This is a genomic window from Siminovitchia sediminis, from assembly GCF_042680885.1.
Taxonomy (GTDB): domain Bacteria; phylum Bacillota; class Bacilli; order Bacillales; family Bacillaceae_C; genus Siminovitchia; species Siminovitchia sediminis.
The window spans coordinates 19,187-41,431 of sequence record NZ_JBHUEO010000121.1; the positions used below are offsets into that span (position 1 = coordinate 19,187).

Below are 22,245 nucleotides of genomic sequence, written 5' to 3' on the forward strand. Positions count from 1 at the left end.
AAGGGCTTTTTTTATGACTTGTTACATTCTTTTGTGATTAGATTGGTAACCCACTCTTCAATTTCTTCAAAACTGGTATCCAGTGAAATAGCCAATTCTTTGAATAGAACTTTTTGTGTATTGCTTAAAAGTTTGCGATCCTGTTCATAAAGTTTTCCTTCCTGACGTTCCAGTTCAAACTTTTTCCTCATTAATGTATTTACTATGCCGGCAATCTGTTTTCGATCCCCCGTGTTGATGATATCGGTATAAGTACTGTGCCGCAAGTTTGGTTTATCAATCCAATGCAAGCCGGTACTTTTGAACGATTCAAGTATGTCTACAGCTTTCCCCTTGTCAATCAACTCAAGCATGACTACTTGATCGTTATCAATAGGAGTGCTTATGGTTAATTGGTTTTTTTGATCAATCGGGTGTAAGACGTAGTAAGGTCTAGTAATACCTAATACAGTCTTTTCACAAATATCATCAACTTTACAAATACCATGGGTAGAATAGACAATGAAATCCCCTTTATTGAACATGTGTTCCTCCTTATACGTATGTCAACTAAGTTTATTATAGCATACTAAAAAAAGATTCGTCAACTTAGTTGACGATCAGGATTTTCACGGTTAATGTTTGGAGGTGTACTTCGAGGGATGGACAATCGATGAAAAAAATGAGACATTAATTAACTTTTGAGGTAGATGAATAGGAGATTGACGAGTTTAATAATAACCGGACCATGGCATTAATCTTCATGTCAGGTATTTTAATAGCGTTATTTGGTAAACCCCAATATATAAGGCAGTGACGAATATGACGAAAGAATTTGCGGTCAAAGCTGGTGCAGCATTTATTTATATGAAGTGTGTTAAATACGAAGGATGCTTAACCGTTCATACGTGAAGCTCGGCTTGTTGGCTTTTTGGAAGATATTTAAATAGCCTCCATGGTGTTATAATGGAAGAACTTTAAGAATAAGGCTGGTGTCACCATGGGGAAAAGATTGGCAATGTATATAGGGGGATTGGCAGTTACGGCCTTTGGAATTGCTTTAATCATTCTTTCCCTGTTGGGTGCCGGCCCGTGGGACGCTGTTGCGGTGGGCTTAACTCGTCATTTAGGTTTAACTATTGGTATGTGGTCGATAATCAGCCAGCTGTTTTTTACATGGCTTACGTGGATACTTGAAAAAACCCGGTTTAAAATTGAATCTTTAATTCCAATCATGATCCGGAGCTGCTTTTTGGACTTTTGGTTTTATTTTGTACTAAAGGATGCGGACTCTTCTTATTCATGGGAGTCACAGTTATTGTGTTTTTGCGCAGGGCTCCTTTTAGGGGGAATAGGGATTGGAATTTATATGGAAGCTCAACTGCCTAAGACCCCAATAGATGGACTGATGGTGGCTATTAGCAATCGTTTCGGCTGGACTTACAGCAGATCCCGAATGAGCATTGAAGGAACAGGGGCTATGCTTGGGTATCTATTAGGAGGTCCGGTCGGTCTGGGCACATTGCTGACCGCCCTATGTTTGGGAAGGATTATATACATTGTGAATCGTCTTGTAAAAAAAGTATTTTATGGTCAAACGGATTCGCTTGAGATTTAAACAAACTGCACCACGCGCGTTTCAAGAAGTCCAAATGATCATGCAGATGTATAAAAAGGTAGCCAAGCGCGTTTCAAAAAGCCAATTGGTCCTGCAAATGGAAAAAAGTAGCCAGGCACGTCAAAAACCCGATTGATCATGCAATCGGATAAAACGGCAGCCCGGCATAGTACAGTACCACCGTTGACTAAGGTAAGGATAAGCTTCTGCACTTTTTAAAATAAAGAGGGGATTCACATGCATCGCGAAAAGGTCGTTCAAGAGATAAAAAACTGTACGGTTGAAGAACTGCAGGCTTGGAAGAAACATGTTTTGTTCTGCCTAAAGTGGTTCGAAAAAGATCAAAATCATCACGAGGTAGATGAGTGTAAATTTTTACTCAAGCATATCGAAGAGGAATTAAATCGCACAAAGCAATAGAAAAATCCCCATCTTTTTCAAGACGGGGATGGCGGGAAATCAACTTGACCCTTTTCTAAGGTTGGCTGTATTTAAATAACCGCGCCCTTGAGCATAATCGGGTTCCCCCATATCTTCACAGGCATTTAATAGCCGGAGTTTGACCTTATCTGGTGCAAGCTCGGGCTCCATTTGCAGCAGCTGAGCGACAACCCCTGCACAAATAGGCGTGGCCATGGAGGTTCCGGAAAGAGAGAAGTAGTCTGATCCGACACGTGCCCCTGGATTCGTTTTATCCAGGAATGAACCCGGTGCCCGTAATGAAACAATATTGACCCCTGGCGTTACCAGGTCAGGTTTCATGTCTCCGGCAATGGTTGGTCCGCGGCTGGAAAAGTCAGCGACTTGATCATCACTACGGTCCGCATTATTGAAATCATTGGCTGCACCCACTGTGATAATTTTCGGGCTGATGCCAGGGCTGGCAATGGTCTGCTGGGCACTTCCGGCATTGCCGGCGGCTGCACAGACTACGATTCCTTGATCCCATGCTTTCTCTGCAGCTAAGACAACGGGGTCACTCTCGGGTGACTGCGTGGCATCACTGCCCAAGGACAAGGAAAGGACTTTAATATTATATTGTGCCTGATGCTGAATGCACCATTCTATACCGGCGATTACCGTGGAAAGTGAGCCGGCTCCTTTTTTATTTAATACCTTGACGCCGACTACGCTTGCTTCAGGTGCAGGCCCCTTATATTGGCCGCCGGATGAGGAACCATTGCCGGCTGCGTCTCCAGCACAATGGGTACCATGTCCATTATCATCATATGGTTCGACTCTATCATTCACAAAGTCTTTAAAACCTATAATCCTTCCTTGTAAATCAGTGTGGGGGTGTATGCCAGTGTCAATAACTGCAATCGTTACGTCCTTTCCTGTTACACCGGATTCCTGCAACTGGTCGGAGCGTATGGAAGGTGTTGCCTGGTCTAACAATGCCTGTACCTTTCGGTCGTAGTAGACTTTTTTGATATGGGGAGAGTGATCTAGTAACTTCTCCAACTGGTTGATAGTTACCTTGGCTGAGCAACAAGAAATGGAAGGGAATTCGAAAGTAGTGCGGCAGTTTGTATGGGTGACGTCCGTCATCCCCAAATGAAAGGCATCTTTCTCGAACTCAATAATAATAGGGATTCTTTTGATCTTTTTGGCGAAAAACTCCAAAGGCTTGTGAAATATGCATGGAATTTTACGAAAAGGGTGATAGGTTTGGAGTAACTGCTGGCGTACGCCCTTGTCGATTTTATGGCCGTTTCGACGAACCATCTGAATCATAGAATATCCAAACATGGATTTCACTCCCTTTCAAATAATTTCGTACAAGATATCGTACGCAAAGCTTGTAAAAGGGGAGTGATTCAATCGTACATATACTGCAAAAGAGGCGAAAAACTAGCGGCATTGACTAGACGAAGTACCGATAATCCTCTGGTATAATAGATAGATCACAACCATTCTAGCGTTTGGGGGTTTTTGGATGAATTCGACTCGTATTTTCATAAACGGAAATATTTTTACAGTTGATCCGCAAAATCAGACGGCAGATGCCATGGTCGTTCCTGATGGCAGGATTTATTGGATTGGAAGAGAGAAGGATATGCCGGCTGTAGAGGGTAAAAAAATTGATTTAGGTGGCCGCCGTGTCCTTCCGGGATTCATAGATGCACATCTTCATCCGTTGATGCTGGCAGAAACATCTAAGCAAATTGCGTGCACACCTCCAAACGTTCACTCCATTCAGGACATGGTTCAATCGTTAAAAGGTCTGCGTGAACAAGCGGGCCGGGATGGATGGATCGAGGGCTGGGGGTATGATGAGGGAAAGTTACGGGGAGGACGGACGCCCAACCGGCATGATTTGGACCAAGCAGCCAAAGATGTCCCAATCGTTGTCACTCGTACGTGTACCCACATTATTTCAGTTAACAGCAAAGCCCTTGAAATCGCAGGGATTACAAAAGATACGCCAAACCCTCCCGGCGGGGAAATTGACCGTGACGAACAAGGAGAGCCAACCGGGATATTGCGTGAAAGTGCAAAGGATTTAGTTAAAAGTATCATTCCATCAAAGAGCCTGGGAGAAAAGGCGGAGATGCTGGCGGAATACAGCGCCACCTTTCTGAAGTACGGAATTACAGGAATCACAGAAATGATGGGAGACCACAAGCCTATTGATCATTATGATCTTTACTTGACTGCAGCGGGAAAAGGCCTGAAACAAAGAGTGGCCCTTTATTATAATTGGGAAGAGTTCCAGCGGCTGGATGTAAGTGATCCAGTGTTGTTTGACAGAACAAACCCGGTCTATATCGCGGGCATCAAGTTATTTGCAGATGGAAGCATTTCAGGCCAAACTGCTTGGGTGAATCCTGCTTATCTTGGAGAGGGAAAAAATAATGGGATCTCTACAACAAGCGATGAGGAGCTCCGTGCAGCAGGGGAAACAGCTAAAAAATATGGCATCCAACTGGCTGTACATGCAATGGGAGAGCAGGCAATTGATCAGGTTGTCAATCACTTTTATCAAAAAGCCGATTGGCTTCAAGACGGGCCATCCGTTCGGGTAGAACATGTTTCGTTGCCTACCGGGCGTGCAATGCAGAGGGCGGCTGAATCAGGAATTGCCTTTGTAACCCAGCCGATTTTTTTGTATGCCGAAATTGAGAGCTATTTGAAAAGCATTGGGGAAGAACGTACGAGGAAGTCCTATCCGGTGAAAACCATGATTGAAAAAGGCATCCAAACCGCTTTTTCATCGGATGCGCCGGCAACCGCGTGGAGTGATCCAGTGAACCCGTTTGTCGGAATGGAAGCTGCCGTTAATAGACAGGCCTATGATGGCACAGACATTGGACAGGATCAGCAAATTCCGATGGAAACGGTGATTGAAATGTATACAAAAGCAGCACGGGAAGTCACCCGGATGCCTCAAGTTGGCCAGCTTGCTCCGGGCTGCCATGCGGATTTTGTTGTGTTGAACAATGATCTATTGGCATCTGGTATTGGGGATATCCGCCAGATCTGCGTGGAAGAAACGTATATGGGCGGAGTCTGTGTGTATCGGAAATAAGGAAGCGAATAGAAAGTCACAGGCTTCATTTCGTTGGAGCACACTGTGTTTTTTTAGCTTTCCAACATTTAAGCCGGTCTACTGAGACCCTGTCTATAATGAAAGAATTTCTGTTGGGGAGAGGCTTCTGCCGGTTTAGTCATCAAGACCTGTTCAAGCCTGCCAGTTTTTGAATCAGACATCCATTTGGGCTTCCAAAACTTTCTGGGAATGCCATATTCAGGAACGGGCCGGCATTCAGGTCATCAAGCCTGTTCAAGGCCACCAATTATTGAATCAGTTGAACATTCGGACCCATTTAAGACATATTAAAAACTGACAATGATCATAAAATCTGCATTTAGTATTTTTTCAATAGTAAAAGCGGGTTCCTTTTAAGGGGATCCGCTCTTTTGTTTTGAAAAAATCCGAGATATTTGGGCATTTATCGCCATGACAAATATGGACTTTTTTCTAATTGATGGATTCGTTTAGTACAACTCATTATGAGGACACGTATATATACAGTACTACTATCTCTTGATGATATTTGCCAAGGGTCGGCATCAATGGATATGACTCATAAAGAGGTGAACAAATGTCTGAATTCATCGTCATGTTTACACCGATTGTTTTTCTCTTGTCGATGATTTTTATATTATGGCGTCCCAAGGGTGTAAACGAAGCAATACCCGCGGCAGCAGGGGCGGCAGTCATTTTTATATTAGGGGCTGTATCGCTATCCGATTTAGCAGTAATTAGTCAGAGAGTATCCGGGGCAGCGATTACGATCATGGCAACAATTGTCATGGCTATTGCACTGGAAAGTTTTGGTTTTTACCACTGGATGGCCTCTAAACTTCTGGAAGCAGCCAAACAATCAGGGATCAAACTTTTTTGGCTAACAAATTCCCTTTGTTTTTTCATGACACTTTTTTTGAACAATGATGGCAGTATACTCATAACAACACCTATATTAATCCTTTTATTAAAATATTTGGGTTTAAAGAAGCGTCAGATGTTTCCGTATCTAATCAGCGGTGCTATTATAGCAACAGCCTCAAGCGCACCCATAGGAGTAAGTAATATCGTCAACCTGATTGCATTGGAAATCATCGGCATTGATCTTTATCTTCACACAGCTTTGATGTTATTGCCAGGAACGGTGGGCCTGTTGTTTCTCTCGGGATTATTGTATTTGGTCCTGCAAAAGGATATTCCGCGAACCATTCCCCGAACGGAAAAAAATATTGCTTTTTGGGAGCAGAGGCGTTATCATCCACTGGAAAGTAGTCCGGCTCACGAACAAATGCAGCCAAAAACAAAACAAATGGTCTATATTTTGCTGTTTGTCTTCCTGATTCGAATCAGTCTTTTCGCCGCATCGTACATCGGCATCTCTGTTCCGATCGTTGCAGTCCTTGGTTCCATCATTTTGTTAGTCTGGAGGTGGATTTCGTTAAAAGCCTCCCCGATGGATGTATTGAAAAAAACGCCGTGGCACATTTTTATTTTCGCTTATTCCATGTATGTGATCATCTATGGGCTCAATAATATCGGGCTGACAGCATACTTGGTTGAAAGGTTTGAACCGATTGTTTCCCAAGGTTTATTTCATGCCAGTATGACAATGGGCATCCTTTTATCAGCTCTATCCAATATGTTTAATAATCATCCTGCTCTAATGATTGGAACGTTGACTTTGACTGAAATGAACTTAGATCCAGTCGTGTTAAAAACCATTTATTTGGCAAATATTATCGGAAGTGACATGGGCTCTCTCTTGCTTCCAATGGGAACCTTGGCCACATTAATATGGATGCATATACTCAAGCAACATAAAATAAAAATCACTTGGAAGAGGTATATGAAGGTCTCGTTCATCGTGATTCCGCCAACCGTTGTATTTACATTAATTTGTTTGTACTATTGGATTAGATTAGTGTACGCCGGTTAAAAATATAGTGGAAGCGGGATATATATAATAGATTCCCGCCTCCCCAAACTTATGCTACGGAAAATGAGAAGTTTTTAAGTGTGACAGTTTCCAAAAGACAGTGTCCCCTTCCGCTGTGACCAGTTCAACAATATTGTTTTGGATTGTTTTTAATAAGCCGATTTTGTCGGGATTATCCCCCATATCAAAGACCAGCAGCTTTCCTTTATATTTTTGTAATTGTTCCTCCAGGGATCGTGATAATGTAATATTGGTTGGTACGACCGGAAGCATTTCGTTGCTTAGTGTATATGGTGTTAATTGATGATGATAGGGAGTTAACCATTTTAAGTGGTGCATAGAAATCAGCATTGTTTTATAGACAGGCGAATAAAATACGATATAATCATTTAAAACGCTTGTAATGTAGCCGTGAATCGATCGGTTGCCGGTTACGAATATTTCAACAAAGCGGCCTTTGGCATTCGTTAATGTTTTTCGATAAGAAAATGAGTTGGATTCGTCTTCTATCGAGGATTTCTCCAGAGGTTGTTGAATACTGTCCAATTCATCTCTGATTCTAACATTGTGAACATGTAAAAGCGGGCAATATAAATATCTTTCGCCGTCATATATGACTATTATGTCCATGCCTGCATCGATGAGTATTCCAGCAAACTTTATTTTTCCTGATATTTCCATACATATTTCCTTGCCTATAAGGTCTTTAATCCCATTCAACTCTCCCTCCTCCTTTATAAAAAAAGTGCATCAGTTTGGTTTACTAATGCACCGGAATAAGTCAGTAACTGTCTGTTCATTTAACTTTCCAAACATAATCTATCGATTTGATTACATGTTCGCGGGTATGAGAACGCCTGGTATCGCGTCTATGGGTTCTTGAATCTTTACCATGGGAACGCTTTGTATCTCTGCCATGCGATCTTCTGGTATCTTTACCGTGGGAACGCCTGGTATCTCTGCCATGCGATCTTCTGGTATCCCTGCCGTGGGAACGCCTGGTATCTCGGCTATGTGATCTTCTGGTATCTCTGCCGTGGGAATGCCTGGTATCTCGGCCATACGATCTTCTGGAATCCCTGTCACGGGAATGCCTGGTATCGCGATCATGTGACCTTCTGGAATCCCTGTCATGAGATTGCCTTGAATCTCTTCCCTGGGACTGTTGACCGTCACTGCTTTTTTCACTTTCTTGTGACTGATTGTTTTCGTTTTGATTGTTCTTTAAGGATCCTTTCGGTCCGCTGCTGATATTTCTTATATGGTATAACGCAATGCGGATGACCTCTTGGTTATTCACCAGGGTAAAATGTCCGTCTGAACTTTCAACAAGCACACCTTCCATGGCTTCCGGACCTCCCCGGTTAATGGAGACCCATTTATGTGACATATGTGAAAAGACATCTTTGAAACTCTGTGCTTTTACATATGAGGGGAATGTCATTTCCTTACGTTGTGTTTGGCCTTGTTCATCCTTTTCATTATGGTCTTCATCCGAGTCCGATTGGACTTCACAAAGGCTTTTTATATGATGGAGATTATAGTAGACAATTCCGTCATCCTCTGTAAACAGAGTCAAACAATCGTTATTCAGGTGGACTAACAGGCCTTGTTTCGCTTCAGGACCTCCTTGGTTTACCTGTATATATTTGTTTTCATGCTGCTTTATGATTTCAGCAAAAGTATTTGCCTTTAAAAAGTCAATTTCATAATCTTCCTTTTCATAGCTTGATTGGATTGAATTACTTTTGGTATCTTCGCTGATACTTTTTAAATGATGCAGTCTATAATAGATTACAGGATTGCCATTATTCTTATCTTCTTTTTGATTATTTTCCTTTTCTTTATTTTGATTGTCTTTCTCTTTATCTTCTTCTTTATTCTCATTTTGATTGTCTTGAGAATATAAGGTGACGTAGTCCGATTTAACATCAAGCAGCATACCAGATTTTGATTCAGGTCCTCCACGATATAAGGTAACCAACCTGCCTTTGAGCCCTTCCAGGTATGTGTGTTTGCCGGGCTTTTTTGGCGAGCTTTTTATATGGTGTGGATCTACATTACCATTTTTCATTATGATCCTCCTTGTCAATTATCTATACAGGGTATTTATAATGCATATATACGTGTCATGGTGTGACATTGAACTAGGAAAAGGCCCATTTATGATAAAATCAGCGGTTGCCCAGTTTAAAAAAAGGAACAGGGGTCCATCATGTATGAGGTTAATTGTTATTCCAATTTATACAGTCTGCTGGTTAGATAGTCTCTCCGGTCCTTGATAAATTGAACGATAAACTGCAGCTCTGAATCAAAATCGTCGATTTTATCTTTTACATAAGGATCCATTAAGACATATGGCCGTATGAATTGATGCAAGTCTTCGATTTTAGGTTGTAAAAAGTCCAATGTAAATTCCTGATCTAACATGCCTTTAATGAGATTTCTATAATCCTTACGGTATTCATCCACATCCAGGATCCGTGCAGTTAAAGTATTGTAGCCTTCAATCGGGACATAACCTGCGTCCATGTATCTTCCGTTTACATCTCTACCCCAAGTAGCATCATAATCCCAGGGGATTAACTCAAATAACCCTGTTTCCTTGTTGCGGTAGAGTGCATAGTTATGGACGAAACCATCATAATTTTGTGTAAAAACAATTCCTGCAAGCCACCGCAAGTATTTATCTACGTGAATAATATTCTTAATTTCTTTTTTAAATTCTTGATTGGAGAGTGTGTTGATATCATAGATCATTTTTTCAAGATAAAAACCATCATCAACTGTCCCGTATTTTCTTTCGTAACCCAATGAAAGGGACTTTTTTGTCTCCTTATCCAGGTCACTAATTAATGAAAAATTGGCATCTCCATCCACTGCATAAAAAATGGCACCCTCTGCAAGCTGTCGCTTTTTGAGAAAGTGTTCGTCTACAGACTCTAATTCCAAATAAAGCCCGCTCATTTTACCATTAATTTTTAGTAAAACATGTTGGGAATGGGGAGCCAATACGCCAATTTCTGAAAAAAAATCCAATGACAATTTATTCCTTATCAAAGATCGATCATTGTATTCGCTATTTAAGTGCAGCTCTTTGGCACCTCTGAATAAACTCGGTTTATAAAATGAAACATGATAAGACTTTTTGGGCAGTTTACGGATATGTGACCCGCGATATACAATATCAATCAAATACTTTTTTTTGTTTAGGGTAAATGTTCCTGGAACGGGATCATCAGACCAAATGTCTTTTCGCAATTCGATGATATCCTTGGGGTGTATATATAATTGATAAGTTGGGGGAGGGTTTAATCTTGACATAAGAAAATCCTCCTCTTTTTTCTTATTCCTATGTCTATATCTGGATGAGTGACACAAGATATTTAACTATTTTTCAGCCGATATGTTGTTGACCCAATCAAATTGAATTATTTTACGTAGTTTATTATAAGAAAAGGCTTGATAAATTGATTTTTCCTTTTCATGCATACAAGGAGGATTCATTAAATGGGTCAATTTTCAGCTTCAGATATTCAGCAAGCAGCTGATGAGTTAAAGTCATCAGGATTAGGTGATTTTATGTATAATGATCCGGGCCACGAGAACCGCAGCTCGGAATGTCATAGAAGATCAGGCAAACGTCGTTCCTCCCGCCGTCGTTCATCCAGACGGAGATCCACCCATCGAAGAAGCTCGCATCGCCATACGTCCAGACGCTGCAGATCCACACATCGAAGGAGCACTCGCCGTCATTCATCTAGACGCCGCAGATCCACCCATCGAAGGAGTTCGCGTCGCCATACAGCCAGGGGTCGCAGGTCGACACATGGAAGGGGTACCCGCCGCCGTTCGTCGAGGGGCCACCGTTCGACACGCCGAAGGGGTACCCGCCGCCGTTCATCGAGGGGCCGCCGTTCGACACGCCGAAGGGGTACTCGCCGCCGTTCATCGAGGGGCCGCCGTTCGACACGCCGAAGGGGTACTCGCCGCCGTTCGTCGAGGGGCCGCCGTTCGACACATCGAAGAGGCACTCGCCGCCGTTCATCGAGGGGCCGCCGTTCGACACATCGAATAGGCACTCGCCGAGGTTCCAGGAGCCGCCGTTCAACACGCCGAAGGGGTACTCGCCGCCGTTCATCCAGATGTCGTCGTTCGACTCGTCGAAGGAGTACTTGCCGTCGTTCATCCAGACGCCGCCGGTCAACAAGGCACCGCAGAAACAGTCAATGCGAAGTACGTGGTACGCAAAGATTTAGTAAGAAACAAAAAATGTGGAAGGACGGCAATATGTGGTCTTTTACACTGTCCAATGAAGACTGATAGGAAAATAAGGTACGAGTGATGAGGGAAATGAAAAATTGAATTTCATTTCCCTCGTCTTTTTTTATTGAATACACATAATGGAAAATAATAAAAATAAATCCTCAAGAATAGGCAGCACTGAACCGCAAAAATTCCTCCTATCCATGTCACCTCGATGTTTTTTCAGAATAAATGAACCTTCTTTTCTAATTCTCATATGATATTAACCTATAGTTACTTGCCCATATAGGTTTTGTAAGCAAAGTGAAAATTAGCACGCGGGTTCGGAAAAGTGCATACGATGAAGTGATTATTAAGGAGGAGGTACGCTCGAATGGCAGAATATAGAGAAATTATTGCCAAAGCAGTCGTTGCGAAAGGACGTAAATATAAACAGACCAACCAAACGATCTGCCCACCGCACAATCCTTCGAGCATTTTAGGCTGCTGGATTATTAACCATCAATACGATGCGAGGAAGATTGGCAAAAAGATAGAAATTTGTGGGTCCTTTGATATTAATGTTTGGTATTCCTACAATGACAACACGAAAACTTCTGTGGTCACAGAAACGATTGATTATGAAGATACCGTGAAGGTCAATTACCGCGACCCGGATTCTCTAGGTGATAAAGAAGTTTCTGTAAAAGTTCTTCAACAGCCCAACTGCGTCGAAGCAGAAATTTCAAAGGATGGAAACAGGATACTCGTAAGTTTGGAAAGGGAGTTCCTTGCAGAAGTCATTGGAGAAACAAAAGTATGTGTGGCCATACATTCTGACAAATGCTCCGGCGAGGATGATGATTGGAATGAGGAATTGGATGACGAAGAATTTGAGGAAATCGACCCGAATTTTCTTGTGGCACATGAAGAAGAATAAATGGCAAGTCCGGGAGAGTTCCCGGTTTTTTTGTGCTCGGGAAGTATATCAGTCCAAGTTACAATTTATTCAGGCTGAGCCCTTAAGGAAATAAGCGTATGAGAAAGGGTGAAGGGTGTCTTCCGGCAAAGCCTGGCTTCCTATGAACAAGATGGTTTGGAGGCTGAGAGTGGCGGTAAAAACTGCCAATTCCCATCTCCACGAAAAAACAATCCGCCGATTCAAATGTTGATTTTTACAATATAGAGTGATTTTCTGTATGAATCATCGTTCTGAGTGACGTGGGTTTTTAGAGAGAGTTTCTATTGTTTTTTTCGAATAAATCGATCCCCGGTATTGAAATACACGAACGTAAAAATAATTAGCAAGAAAAATATCATGAGTCCGATGATCAATAGAATTTGGAGGCCAAACATGCCGCTTAGTGCCCCTAAAAATATGGAAAAACAAATACCATACGATACTTTTCCCATGAATTTACACAGGGCCACTTCATCATATTTGGCTTTTTCCTCTTCTGACTTCGTATTATATCCGGCAATCAAAAAGGCTCCTTTTCCTTTTGACAACACGATTGCGAAAATCAGAAAAGGGATGATAATAATAAAATGAACCATTGCCCTCGGTCATAAACATACCTTCTTTGAATGTACTGCTTTGATTATAACGTAAAATTAAAACAGCAGACGTCCCGGTTGGATGGAGAAATTATAAAATAATGGGGTCATGGGAGAAAAAAGCTGAAGTCCGAGTAATCACACTTTACGACTCTAAGAATGCCTTCAACCTTTCATCGAGTGATTCCAAGGTAATCCGGTAAAGTTCAATTTAAATCAGGCGGGTGAGTCGGCTGGAATGTTTTCCTGAGTACTTCGAAGAACTCCTCATCGGAACCCAGAGAGCCATATCGCGGCAGCATACAAAGCGTATATAAAAAGAAGATGTTTTTTCATTGAAAAAGAACATACTTGACAGAACACACCGCTCAAGTTATGGTAAAGATATTCAATAAAACTTCAATATGTATTTCCTTATCGAGAGTCAGGGGAGGAATCTGGTCCGACGATCCTGCGGCAACCATTACTAAATAGTAATAAGGTGCCAATTCCAGCAAGCCATCCGGCTTGAAAGATGAGGAAGAGCGTGAATATATAAACCCTCTTCCTTTCTTGGAAGGGGGTTTATTTATTACCATCATTAAGAGCAGCCAGAGGAAGTACCCATTCATCCTAAAGCCGTTAAACCAAGTTAATTTCTCGTGTTAGTAGGAATTTTATAAAAATTGGAGGAATCACAAATGACAAAAATAACTGAAGAAGGTCTATATAGAAAATCAAATATTCACAGATTAGGTGAGTTAAAGGACTATGCTCCCGAAGCTTTTTCCTCTTTTATGGATTTTAACAACAAGGCACTGGCCGAAGGAAAGCTATCAGTAAAAATAAAAGAATTGATCGCTGTTGCAGTGGCCCATGTTACCGGGTGTCCGTACTGCATTGAAATTCATGTAAATGATGTTAAAAAAGCGGGGGCCAATAAAGAAGAAGTGGCAGAAGCCATATTTGTCGCCACCGCCTTAAAGGCTGGTTCCGCCTTCGCACATGGTGTGAATGCATTGAATGCATTTGATGGAGAAGGGGATGAGGAGCTATATAAGGCCTCTTATTTTAACCGAATCAAAGAATTTGCCCGTTTAAGCGGAGAAAACTTCTCAGCATTCATCGACTTTGATCAACAGGCATTGAAGGCTGGAGAATTGACCGTAAAAGAGAAAGAAATAATTGCTGTAGCCGTTGCGCATGTGACAGGATGTCCATATTGCATTGATATACATGTCAATGGAGCGAAAAAAGCGGGCGCAACACTTGAAGAAGTGACAGAGGCTATTTTTGTTGCTGTAGCTTTAAAAGCCGGTTCTGCCTTCGCACATGGTGTGAATGCCTTACAAGCTTATATGAAGTAATGGGATTTGCGCAAAGTTTTGAATCCATACGATATTTACCATTGTTTCCATAGTCGGATATGCTGAGGAGGAAGCACAGGCTAAATATCTCATATGTAAGTTATGAAGTTTCCTTGTTATCAGGACAAGCGATTGATAAATATGAAGAGAAGGAGGGGGTAGAATCATGAGTGAAATTGTTATATTATCCGGGAGTCCATCTGAACATTCCCGATCAGAAAAAATATTGAAGTACTTAGGGAGTTTACTTGAACAAAAACAATTCACAGTTACTCACCTTTCTGTCAGGGATGTTCCGCCAACAGACTTGTTCGAAGCAAAGTTTGACAGTCCAGCCATTCAAAGGATCTCATCACTCATTGAAAATGCCCGGGGAGTCATCATCGGATCTCCTGTATATAAGGCAGCATATTCGGGAGTATTAAAAGCACTGCTTGACCTTCTTCCGCAAGACGTGCTGGAGAACACGCCTGTCCTTCCTGTAATGACGGGAGGAACCCCTGCGCATCTGTTAGCCATTGAGTATACATTGAAGCCTTTAATTGCGACATTAAAAGGAGAAAGTTTAAAAGGTGTCTATTTTCTGGATAGTCAAATTGACAGGGATGCACAAATTCCCATTATGGATGAGGAGCTGTTGCTCCGTATAGAACAACAGCTGGATGCTTTAATAGAAAAAATAAGCATTCAAAAATCACTGCTCTCAGCCGCTTTATAAGGTAAAATAGCTTCGACGCGTGAAGCACTTTAAAAGGGATGGAACCGGGATTTTTCGGATTCATCCCTTTGTATTTGTTTCTAAAAGTGAAAAAAAATTTTTGAGAAACTTCCGCCGGCCGGAGCGGAAGTGTACATGTATAAGCCTCCTGGTATTAAGCAACCGTTATTTATTAACTCTATTTAAGCGATCCCTCATTTCTTCCAGATTTTCAGGTGTTTGCTGTTTGAAAAACACAGAGACACTCCATGGGAATATTTGATGCATCCATAGTTGGTAGCGGTTTGTAAAAGTAAACATCGCTTGGGTAAGGTGGGTAAACTCTTCTTTCGTGGTTACATCTTCCAGGACTTCATATAATTCCTCCAGGAACTTTCCATAGTGAAAGAGGCCAAAATAGCTGATGACTCCTACATCAATTTTAAGCATACGCTTAGCCATCTTTTTTAACATAGCTGCGTCAAACGCCGGTTCCTTGCTAAATTCAAGGAGATCCGCAAAGATGTGAATTCCTAAAGCCCTCATTTCTCCGCCCAGCATGACAAGAACGGAATAGTATTGGTCATAAATGCCTGCCCCGGATAAAAGAACCCCTTTTTTCAGCAGGTGGATGTCCTCCGGTTCGTTAAGCCAGATGTTTTCGGTTTCTTTTTCAACAGCTTCTATGAATCTGGTTACTTTACTCATATACATCATCTCCTGCCCAGCGGACGTGCACCTGTAAATAGCGGTCTTCAAATAACAGATTATGCCAAACCTTTTCTCCTATTTGCTGCAGCAGTTCTATATCTCCATCGTCAACCTGGGCAACCGGGACGGCCGGCACCGGCTCTGTCATAGGTCCATAGTTGATAGATAAATATTGGAAATCAAGCTCAATGTTGATTCTTCCGATCGGCTGCTTATCCATGGCCTCTGAATAATGTTTGGAACTTCCGTTTAATCGATAAGGAAAATACATTTGCTTTCCGGCCACTACCGCGTGGCTTTGTATACTTTTAAAAGGGAGGGTCTTTAAGAATTGAGTGCATAACTCCGCGTTTAATTCACTGAGCAAACCAGCTTTGATTGTCTGGTTAAAATCTGGCCAGTATATTTCAATACTTTGGCTCAATTTGTCATCCTCCTATAATGATTATAGCTTTAACATCCCTCTTGCTTCATCAGAGTCTAAGAAGCCATGAAACTTTTTAATCACAGAAGCAGATTGTGGAGGTGTACACAGACTAACGACTACAAACACTATAACATTGATGAGAAGTGCCCAAAAACCAGCCATCATATCAAACAAGGCAATGTCACCGAGAGTAAACCAAACCATGATGATTGTTCCTATTATGAAGCCTGACAACGCACCAGCTTTTGTAGCTCTCGGCCAGAACAACGCGCCGATGAGCATCGGGAATATTTGCGCCATTCCTCCTGTGGCAAGGGCAATTAACATGGCGAGCAACGGCGGTTTTTCGATGGCAGCATAAAATGAAAAGATAAAAATAACGAGTATTGCAATTCTGCTGATGGTTACCAAATTTTTATCATTGGCTTTTTTACTCATCGTTTGGTATACATCTCTTGTAATCAAAGCGCTTGCTGAATGAAGCTGAGAGTTTGCAGTAGAAAGGATAGCAGCTAACCCGCCTGCACAAACTATCGCAGCGAAAACGACAGGGGTATGTTCATACAGAAATCTTGGCAGTATTTCGTCCGGGAATTCAATTCCGGGAAATTCCGCTTTTGTTCCCAGACCAAACCAAATATAAGAAATATAAATCCAAATTAAATATAGCGGGGATATCAGGGCAACCCATTTCAAGATTTTAATGGATCCCGCCGAAAACATCCTCATAATGACATGCGGTGCTGCAACACTTAAACCAATGGTAATGATGACTGTCCATGAAAACGCCATGGGCAATGAAAAAAAGTTGGCATCTCCCGGAAGAATAAGCTGATTTGGGGTCTTTTCTGCAACAGTTAACCAGGTGCTGGCGGCACCGCCGTATAACTTATTTGTTAAGTACCAGCATCCGGCGACCATGGCCACAAACATAAATACGCCCATAAATATATCAGTCCATGCGACGGATCGCATCCCGCCCAAGTAAACAAAAATTAACACTGCGAGTCCTGAAATCAAAGCTCCCCAAACATATGGAACTTCACCCATTGTGGCAAACTCGGTAATCCATCCGGCACCCGCTAGCTGCAGTTGTATATAAGGAATGACAAATGCGGCTAAAATAATACCGGTCAAAATCTTGAGAAAATTACTTTGATAAAATTCCCCAAGTAAATCTCCCGGTGTCATAAAATTATATTTTTTTCCTAATAACCAAACCCTGCTTCCAATAAGGTAAAGTAAAATTCCGCCCAGCGTTTGAGTGTAGGGCCCAATCGCCCAGTAACTAATCCCATGTGCATATAGAAATCCACCTGTTCCGAGGAAGGCTGATGCGCTGTGGTAGGTCGCGGTATAGGTGAAAAATAGAGCGGCAAAGCCCAATGTCCTGCTGGCTACAAAAAAGTCTTCTGCGTTTTTATCCAGCTTTTTTGCCCAGCCAAATAATCCGATGGCCAGAACAATAAAAGTAAATACGGATAATATAATAGTTGAAGTAAGTGCTGAAGACATGGAAAGCTCCTCCTTTTAAACCCATAATTTAAATCCGGCATAAATGCCTGCGGCCAAGATAACATGAACCCAGAATGTTAACCAAACATAGGTAAACGGCATTCCAAATATAAAGGGATCAGCTGTATTGGCCCAAATCATTCCGGGATACACCATCAGGAATGCGATAACCACAATAGCTGTCAAAATCCGGCCAAGTGTAGTTCGAGGAAGCAGATAAGTATGTTTTTTTATCAGTTCCAATGCTTCTTCTTTATCGTCCTGCATCATGTCTTTGTTCGGGTCAGCCTTTTGTAGCGACATGTGTGTTGCTCCTTTCCAAGTTACTGTTCAAGAAGAAGGAATTTACGCCCAATAACTGCTTCAATTTTAAAATATCGGTCCAATTCTTTTTCACGGAAAATGTGGACCATGGAATTTACCGCATTAACATCTTTTACATTGTATAAAAAACATGCATGCCAGCCTAGACGCGGTAATTCACCTGCACTAAAAAGGTCCGCATCAATAGTGGCAATTAACTGTGCCTCTTGTTCTTTCCACTCGTGAAATGCCTCTTGGAGAATAGGCAGTATTTCATCGTGTTTCTCCCTGCTTGTTGTTTCATACCATCCCCGTGTAGATTCAAAAAGAAAAATGACTCTTAGAGGCTCTGTTATTTTAGGATTTAAGACGTCTTTGTTCACGGTCTACCCCTCTCCTGCATATTTTGTCAATCATTCCGATACTGCCGGTTATCAACACCTCCGCCTGTTTTTTGTAATAATACTTTATATTTTCCATGAATTCTGTAAACTGTGATACAATTTATGAAAAATGAAACTAGGGGTAAAAAAGCGATGAATATATTTGAACTTCCGTCTGATCTGCATAACTCTATTAAAAACTCACCTTGGTATTTTACTGATTCTGAAGATTGGTCCGAAGTTTTTAAAGATGCACCCGAACAGTCATTTAAAAAAAATCAAATCGTTTTTTGCCAGGAGGAAACTTTGAGTTTTGTTTATTTAGTGAAAGAGGGGAGGGTGAGGACCTCTATTTCGGATGATAAGGGGCAAGAGAAAACAGTACTGATTTATTCGGAAGGAACGATTATAGGAGGGGAGTCTGCCGTAATTAGGTCGCCTTATCTTGTTACGGCCATTACGAATAACGACTGCAGGCTGGCCCGCATTCCCTATGAACGTTTTATCCAAAAAATTGAAGAGTCACACCGCTTAAGCATAAAAATGTCTCATTATTTAGCTGAAATGTTCATGAGGGTGACATACCAATTAAAAGAGATTTCATTTTTAAATTCCGATGAAAGGGTTATAGCCCATTTATTAAAGTTAGCGGACAGGTTCGGTCGACAAACGGAAGGAGGGGTGAAAATCTCTATTCCTTTTACACATCAAGAAATGGCAGATTTAATTGCCGTATCCAGAGTAAGTGTTTCAAGAATTATGAGTATGTTAAGCAAGGAAGGCATCCTTGAAAGAAAGAACGGCTTCTTTTATATAAAAGACAAGGAAGCGCTGCTGAAAATTTATATGAGCAGCGAGTAGGCTTTAGTGAGGTGACATGATGCGGCCGAAAAGAGGCGGGGACACTGGCGCTTCATCTGGATGAGGGTTCTGCTTGACTTTACCTTACATAGCTCCCTAATTGCTGTACTGGTGCATTGTGAGGGCCGTTAACCTCCCACCCTGTTGTTTTAGTCGTATATGATCTCGATTTTCTTTTAAGGGCACCCATGTCAGGACAACCAATTGGCTTTCTTGGCATATTATATCAGGTTTGTAAGCTCATATTTTCACACAATTTGGTAGATATGTTATAGTGTGGTAGAAAGAGAGGTGGCAAGAATATAGAATTTTTTGTTCTTATATCATGCCAAGGTCTTTTATCCGTAAGTACATACTGACACGGAGAATTCTTTGTGTAAACGGCAGACCGGGGCCAAATCGTTTGAGCTCGAAGGGAAAGAGGAATAGAGAAAGCCATTACTATCAATAAAGGAGTGTTTATTTGATGACTTATGATCTATATCCTTCCAGAACGGGGAGCAGACCATTTGTAACGAAGAGGCAGGATCCGGTAATTCATACTGAGAATCCATACGAGCAGAGCAGCCCTTTGTCTAAGGAGCAATTGGAAAGCTATGAGAAAAACGGCTTTCTGCTGCTGGACTCCTTTTTTTCGGAAGATGAGACAAGGAGCATGCGAAATGAAATTGAGGAAATGCGCAGGGAATACAGCGTGTCAGACAGAAAGGAAGTCATCCGCGAATTGGGAACGGATGAGGTCCGGTCTATTTTTGCACCGCATGAATTGAACAGGTATTTTAAAGATCTAGCGGATGATCAGAGACTGCAGGATATTACACAGTTTTTGCTGGGCAGCGACGTGTATATTCACCAATCCCGTATTAATTATAAGGAAGGTTTCACCGGTAAAGAATTTTACTGGCACTCTGATTTTGAAACTTGGCACGTGGAGGACGGCATGCCGAGAATGAGAGCAGTCAGCGTCTCTGTTCTTCTGACGGACAACCATGTGTATAACGGGCCGGTGATGATGATCCCGGGTTCGCATATGCACTTTGTGTCGTGTGTTGGGGAAACACCGGAAAATCACTATGAAAAATCGTTGCAAAAACAGGAACTCGGCGTACCCGACAATGACAATTTGCGCTGGCTGGCGGATCAGGGCGGGATTTCCGTTCCGACAGGCAAAGCGGGTTCGATCCTGTTGTTTGAATGCAATACAATGCACGGTTCAAACAGCAACATTACTCCCTATGGGCGGAACAATATTTTTCTCGTGTACAACAGTGTGAAAAACCGCTTGGTGGAGCCGTTTTCAGGAGGAAAGCCGCGTCCGGAATATATTGCGGCCAGACAGGGAATTCCGGTGGGTCAATGAACTCCGGGATCATGATCCATCTCCAAGACGAAAAATGAAAAAATAATAAATCAACAAGAAAATCCGAACGGATTCCATGTCTTCTGGAAGACATGGAATCAACGTTCGGATTTTCCTTTGTCTATCATGGTTTTGTCCCCATTTTAAAGCCTGAGATGTGTTCCAAAATCGCTTTCATCAGCAACACAAATGGGAACAGTTTCAACTATGTGCATCTGCAGACGGTAAACGGATGAAACAGAGCGGGAAAAGAAGGGGAGACGGCTTTCCGTTACATCGTACGAACAAGTCCTTAAAAACTCCTAGCGCTTCAGGTATGTGAGGGTAATCATAAAGAAGGCTTGGTGCCGGCAGGATTAAAGGTTAGCTCCTGCCCGTTGGAGTTGGCCAAATTGCACCAAAAACATACGGACCAGATACGGTCCGCCGATTCAAAAGCTTTCTACTTCTTGTACGGCTTCTTTTGTTTTTTGCTTTTTCGTTCCGAACACCAGGAGCAGAATAATGACACTTCCGGTGATCAAACCGGAAATCAAATATATCGAAGGATAGCCGGAAGCCGCCGCAATGACACCAAACAAGTAAGATCCTAAGGCAATTCCGCCGTCAAAAAGTGTATAAAAGGTAGCTGTAGCATAACCGCTCCGAGCGATGTCTGTCGATTGAACAGCGAGTGTCTGCAAGCTGGGCACAAGGGAGCCATATCCTAGCCCAATGAATGCCCCCGCGGTCAGGAAGGTTAGAGCAGTATCTGTAAAAGCAAGCAATATCAGGCCTGTGATAAACAGGATCAAGCCTGGATATAAAATATAATGAGGCCCCTTTAAATCAAATATTCTTCCTGTAAAAGGCCTTGCCAGCAGCATGACTGCAGCAAATACAAAGAAAAAAGCACCGGTCCACTCAAGGAGATCTTTTCCTTGAGCATAAATCGACAGGTACGACAGAACACTGGAGTAGGCCAAGCCGATCAGGCATGCCATAAAGGCAACAGGCATTGCTTTTTTTTCAAATAAATCACCTAACGACAGGTTTTTCTTTACTTTTGCAGATGTTTTTATTTGAGGAGAGGTCACCGTCAGTGCACACAACGTTCCAATAACCATTAACAGGCTGAGAACAACAAACAGCAGATCAAAGGAGAGCGCTTGGATCAGAGTCAAGGAAATCAGCGGGCCGAGCACAACCGCCAGGTTTGTCGACATGGCAAAATATCCGAGACCGGTACCCCGCCTAGCTGCAGGAACTGTATCCGCTGCAATTGATCCACAGGCGGTGGTTACTATGCTGAACCAGATTCCGTGGAAAAAGCGGAGGGCGAGCAGCCAGCCAAAGGGTTCAATAAAATAATACAAAACAGTACAGAGCAAAAATAAAATAAGGCTGAGCCAAAGCATTTTCCGCTTTCCTGCCAAGTCTAAAATTTTTCCCGTAAAAGGCCGCACGACAATAGCAGAAAGCAGAAAGATCGACATGAGCAGTCCCGCTTCCTGATCGGTCTTTCCTAAAAGTCCTGTAGCATATAATGGTAGGGTTGCTGTTAAACCATAAAAAACAATAAATACAGATAAATTCGTGCAAAATAAACTAATAAACGATTTCGTCCAAATAGCTTGGGATTTCGGCAATCTATCATCTTCCTTCCAGTTCCAACCTCTTCAGAGGCTCCGGTATGGGAGCCTGATTATCACCATTTCTCTCAAAAGTTGTGATGGATTTTGCAAATGCGGGCAAACAGAATTTTTTTCAAATGGCCCACCACTTTCCCACGCCAA

Annotated in this window: 22 protein-coding genes, 1 pseudogene and 1 riboswitch; of the genes and pseudogenes, 10 read left to right on the top strand and 13 right to left on the bottom strand. The window is 42.2% G+C overall.

Annotated features, from left to right (window positions below):
- Positions 1–11 precede the first annotated feature (11 nt).
- The gene (locus ACFSCZ_RS19225) at positions 12–524 is read right to left on the bottom strand and encodes a CarD family transcriptional regulator (protein ID WP_380776612.1); all 513 of its coding nucleotides are present in this window, start codon (positions 522–524) and stop codon (positions 12–14) included.
- Positions 525–979: 455 nt separating this feature from the next.
- On the opposite strand from ACFSCZ_RS19225, the gene ACFSCZ_RS19230 reads away from it, so the two are divergent.
- A complete protein-coding gene (locus ACFSCZ_RS19230) occupies positions 980–1,597 on the top strand; it encodes a YczE/YyaS/YitT family protein (protein ID WP_380776614.1) in 618 nt (205 codons plus the stop codon).
- Between the two features lie 237 nt (positions 1,598–1,834).
- Positions 1,835–2,017, top strand: a complete 183-nt coding sequence (locus ACFSCZ_RS19235; protein ID WP_380776616.1) for a hypothetical protein — start codon at positions 1,835–1,837, stop codon at positions 2,015–2,017.
- A 39-nt stretch (positions 2,018–2,056) separates the two neighbouring features.
- On the opposite strand, the gene ACFSCZ_RS19240 is transcribed toward ACFSCZ_RS19235, so the two are convergent.
- On the bottom strand, positions 2,057–3,349 hold the full coding sequence (locus ACFSCZ_RS19240) for a S8 family peptidase (protein WP_380776618.1): 1,293 nt from the start codon (positions 3,347–3,349) through the stop codon (positions 2,057–2,059).
- Positions 3,350–3,536: 187 nt separating this feature from the next.
- Here ACFSCZ_RS19240 and ACFSCZ_RS19245 point away from each other — a divergent pair, with 187 nt between their 5' ends.
- Both ACFSCZ_RS19245 and ACFSCZ_RS19250 read left to right on the top strand, forming a co-directional pair.
- Positions 3,537–5,129 (top strand): amidohydrolase, encoded by a 1,593-nt coding sequence (locus ACFSCZ_RS19245; RefSeq protein ID WP_380776620.1) that lies wholly within the window; start codon positions 3,537–3,539, stop codon positions 5,127–5,129.
- 577 nt (positions 5,130–5,706) lie between these two features.
- Positions 5,707–7,065 carry an arsenic transporter gene (locus tag ACFSCZ_RS19250; protein WP_380776622.1) on the top strand — a complete coding sequence of 453 codons (1,359 nt, stop codon included), beginning with the start codon at positions 5,707–5,709 and terminating at the stop codon, positions 7,063–7,065.
- A 54-nt stretch (positions 7,066–7,119) separates the two neighbouring features.
- Here the strand turns inward: ACFSCZ_RS19250 and ACFSCZ_RS19255 are convergent, their stop codons facing one another.
- From ACFSCZ_RS19255 to ACFSCZ_RS19265, 3 genes are all read right to left on the bottom strand, one after another.
- Entirely contained in the window at positions 7,120–7,785 is a 666-nt protein-coding gene (locus ACFSCZ_RS19255; protein ID WP_380776624.1) for a DUF2642 domain-containing protein, read from the bottom strand.
- A gap of 76 nt (positions 7,786–7,861) precedes the next feature.
- Positions 7,862–9,139 carry a splicing factor U2AF large subunit gene (locus ACFSCZ_RS19260; RefSeq protein ID WP_380776626.1) on the bottom strand — a complete coding sequence of 426 codons (1,278 nt, stop codon included), beginning with the start codon at positions 9,137–9,139 and terminating at the stop codon, positions 7,862–7,864.
- 158 nt (positions 9,140–9,297) lie between these two features.
- Positions 9,298–10,389, bottom strand: coding sequence for a CotH kinase family protein (locus tag ACFSCZ_RS19265; protein ID WP_380776628.1), 1,092 nt, complete (start codon positions 10,387–10,389; stop codon positions 9,298–9,300).
- Positions 10,390–10,575: 186 nt separating this feature from the next.
- Here ACFSCZ_RS19265 and ACFSCZ_RS19270 point away from each other — a divergent pair.
- Positions 10,576–10,650 (top strand): annotated as a pseudogene (locus ACFSCZ_RS19270) (CotG/ExsB N-terminal domain-containing protein); the annotation flags it as partial.
- Positions 10,651–10,825: 175 nt separating this feature from the next.
- Here the strand turns inward: ACFSCZ_RS19270 and ACFSCZ_RS19275 are convergent.
- Positions 10,826–11,254 carry a hypothetical protein gene (locus tag ACFSCZ_RS19275; protein WP_380776630.1) on the bottom strand — a complete coding sequence of 143 codons (429 nt, stop codon included), beginning with the start codon at positions 11,252–11,254 and terminating at the stop codon, positions 10,826–10,828.
- Positions 11,255–11,704: 450 nt separating this feature from the next.
- On the opposite strand from ACFSCZ_RS19275, the gene cotE reads away from it, so the two are divergent.
- Positions 11,705–12,250: an outer spore coat protein CotE gene (gene cotE / locus ACFSCZ_RS19280; protein ID WP_380776632.1), complete on the top strand. Its 546-nt coding sequence runs from the start codon at positions 11,705–11,707 to the stop codon at positions 12,248–12,250.
- A gap of 302 nt (positions 12,251–12,552) precedes the next feature.
- On the opposite strand, the gene ACFSCZ_RS19285 is transcribed toward cotE, so the two are convergent.
- The gene (locus ACFSCZ_RS19285) at positions 12,553–12,867 is read right to left on the bottom strand and encodes a DUF3784 domain-containing protein (protein ID WP_380776634.1); all 315 of its coding nucleotides are present in this window, start codon (positions 12,865–12,867) and stop codon (positions 12,553–12,555) included.
- Positions 12,868–13,278: 411 nt separating this feature from the next.
- A riboswitch (SAM riboswitch) is annotated at positions 13,279–13,388 on the top strand.
- A 159-nt stretch (positions 13,389–13,547) separates the two neighbouring features.
- Between ACFSCZ_RS19285 and ACFSCZ_RS19290 the strand changes: the two genes are divergently transcribed.
- Together ACFSCZ_RS19290 and ssuE are read left to right on the top strand one after the other, a co-directional pair.
- Complete coding sequence (locus ACFSCZ_RS19290; RefSeq protein WP_380776636.1) at positions 13,548–14,213, top strand: carboxymuconolactone decarboxylase family protein; 666 nt, start codon at positions 13,548–13,550, stop codon at positions 14,211–14,213.
- A gap of 166 nt (positions 14,214–14,379) precedes the next feature.
- Complete coding sequence (gene ssuE, locus ACFSCZ_RS19295; RefSeq protein WP_380776638.1) at positions 14,380–14,931, top strand: NADPH-dependent FMN reductase; 552 nt, start codon at positions 14,380–14,382, stop codon at positions 14,929–14,931.
- Positions 14,932–15,096: 165 nt separating this feature from the next.
- On the opposite strand, the gene ACFSCZ_RS19300 is transcribed toward ssuE, so the two are convergent.
- From ACFSCZ_RS19300 to ACFSCZ_RS19320, 5 genes are read right to left on the bottom strand one after another with little or no spacing between them, the layout of a single operon-like run.
- The gene (locus ACFSCZ_RS19300) at positions 15,097–15,618 is read right to left on the bottom strand and encodes a cucumopine synthase-related protein (RefSeq protein ID WP_380776640.1); all 522 of its coding nucleotides are present in this window, start codon (positions 15,616–15,618) and stop codon (positions 15,097–15,099) included.
- A complete protein-coding gene (locus tag ACFSCZ_RS19305; protein WP_380776642.1) occupies positions 15,611–16,045 on the bottom strand; it encodes a hypothetical protein in 435 nt (144 codons plus the stop codon). The genes ACFSCZ_RS19300 and ACFSCZ_RS19305 overlap by 8 nt, the downstream gene beginning before the upstream one ends.
- 21 nt (positions 16,046–16,066) lie before the next feature.
- Complete coding sequence (locus tag ACFSCZ_RS19310; protein WP_380776644.1) at positions 16,067–17,563, bottom strand: sodium:solute symporter family protein; 1,497 nt, start codon at positions 17,561–17,563, stop codon at positions 16,067–16,069.
- 15 nt (positions 17,564–17,578) lie between these two features.
- Positions 17,579–17,866 (bottom strand): hypothetical protein, encoded by a 288-nt coding sequence (locus tag ACFSCZ_RS19315; RefSeq protein WP_380776646.1) that lies wholly within the window; start codon positions 17,864–17,866, stop codon positions 17,579–17,581.
- 20 nt (positions 17,867–17,886) lie between these two features.
- Positions 17,887–18,249, bottom strand: a complete 363-nt coding sequence (locus ACFSCZ_RS19320; RefSeq protein ID WP_380776648.1) for a hypothetical protein — start codon at positions 18,247–18,249, stop codon at positions 17,887–17,889.
- Positions 18,250–18,402: 153 nt separating this feature from the next.
- On the opposite strand from ACFSCZ_RS19320, the gene ACFSCZ_RS19325 reads away from it, so the two are divergent.
- Positions 18,403–19,110: a Crp/Fnr family transcriptional regulator gene (locus ACFSCZ_RS19325; RefSeq protein WP_380776650.1), complete on the top strand. Its 708-nt coding sequence runs from the start codon at positions 18,403–18,405 to the stop codon at positions 19,108–19,110.
- A 466-nt stretch (positions 19,111–19,576) separates the two neighbouring features.
- Positions 19,577–20,470, top strand: a complete 894-nt coding sequence (gene thpD / locus ACFSCZ_RS19330; protein ID WP_380776652.1) for an ectoine hydroxylase — start codon at positions 19,577–19,579, stop codon at positions 20,468–20,470.
- A 431-nt stretch (positions 20,471–20,901) separates the two neighbouring features.
- Here thpD and ACFSCZ_RS19335 read toward each other — a convergent pair whose 3' ends face one another.
- The gene (locus ACFSCZ_RS19335) at positions 20,902–22,098 is read right to left on the bottom strand and encodes an MFS transporter (protein ID WP_380776654.1); all 1,197 of its coding nucleotides are present in this window, start codon (positions 22,096–22,098) and stop codon (positions 20,902–20,904) included.
- Positions 22,099–22,245: the final 147 nt, after the last annotated feature.

What these genes read in the sequence shown, in the direction of transcription:
- ACFSCZ_RS19225 (WP_380776612.1), bottom strand. Translation starts at nt 524, where the DNA reads ATGTTCAATAAAGGGGATTTCATTGTCTATTCTACCCATGGTATTTGT.
- ACFSCZ_RS19310 (WP_380776644.1), bottom strand. Translation starts at nt 17,563, where the DNA reads ATGTCTTCAGCACTTACTTCAACTATTATATTATCCGTATTTACTTTT.
- ACFSCZ_RS19285 (WP_380776634.1), bottom strand. Translation starts at nt 12,867, where the DNA reads ATGGTTCATTTTATTATTATCATCCCTTTTCTGATTTTCGCAATCGTG.
- ACFSCZ_RS19290 (WP_380776636.1), top strand. Translation starts at nt 13,548, where the DNA reads ATGACAAAAATAACTGAAGAAGGTCTATATAGAAAATCAAATATTCAC.
- ACFSCZ_RS19315 (WP_380776646.1), bottom strand. Translation starts at nt 17,866, where the DNA reads ATGTCGCTACAAAAGGCTGACCCGAACAAAGACATGATGCAGGACGAT.
- ACFSCZ_RS19250 (WP_380776622.1), top strand. Translation starts at nt 5,707, where the DNA reads ATGTCTGAATTCATCGTCATGTTTACACCGATTGTTTTTCTCTTGTCG.
- ssuE (WP_380776638.1), top strand. Translation starts at nt 14,380, where the DNA reads ATGAGTGAAATTGTTATATTATCCGGGAGTCCATCTGAACATTCCCGA.
- cotE (WP_380776632.1), top strand. Translation starts at nt 11,705, where the DNA reads ATGGCAGAATATAGAGAAATTATTGCCAAAGCAGTCGTTGCGAAAGGA.
- ACFSCZ_RS19245 (WP_380776620.1), top strand. Translation starts at nt 3,537, where the DNA reads ATGAATTCGACTCGTATTTTCATAAACGGAAATATTTTTACAGTTGAT.
- thpD (WP_380776652.1), top strand. Translation starts at nt 19,577, where the DNA reads ATGACTTATGATCTATATCCTTCCAGAACGGGGAGCAGACCATTTGTA.
- ACFSCZ_RS19240 (WP_380776618.1), bottom strand. Translation starts at nt 3,349, where the DNA reads ATGTTTGGATATTCTATGATTCAGATGGTTCGTCGAAACGGCCATAAA.
- ACFSCZ_RS19230 (WP_380776614.1), top strand. Translation starts at nt 980, where the DNA reads ATGGGGAAAAGATTGGCAATGTATATAGGGGGATTGGCAGTTACGGCC.
- ACFSCZ_RS19265 (WP_380776628.1), bottom strand. Translation starts at nt 10,389, where the DNA reads ATGTCAAGATTAAACCCTCCCCCAACTTATCAATTATATATACACCCC.
- ACFSCZ_RS19260 (WP_380776626.1), bottom strand. Translation starts at nt 9,139, where the DNA reads ATGAAAAATGGTAATGTAGATCCACACCATATAAAAAGCTCGCCAAAA.
- ACFSCZ_RS19300 (WP_380776640.1), bottom strand. Translation starts at nt 15,618, where the DNA reads ATGAGTAAAGTAACCAGATTCATAGAAGCTGTTGAAAAAGAAACCGAA.
- ACFSCZ_RS19275 (WP_380776630.1), bottom strand. Translation starts at nt 11,254, where the DNA reads ATGAACGACGGCAAGTACTCCTTCGACGAGTCGAACGACGACATCTGG.
- ACFSCZ_RS19325 (WP_380776650.1), top strand. Translation starts at nt 18,403, where the DNA reads ATGAATATATTTGAACTTCCGTCTGATCTGCATAACTCTATTAAAAAC.
- ACFSCZ_RS19235 (WP_380776616.1), top strand. Translation starts at nt 1,835, where the DNA reads ATGCATCGCGAAAAGGTCGTTCAAGAGATAAAAAACTGTACGGTTGAA.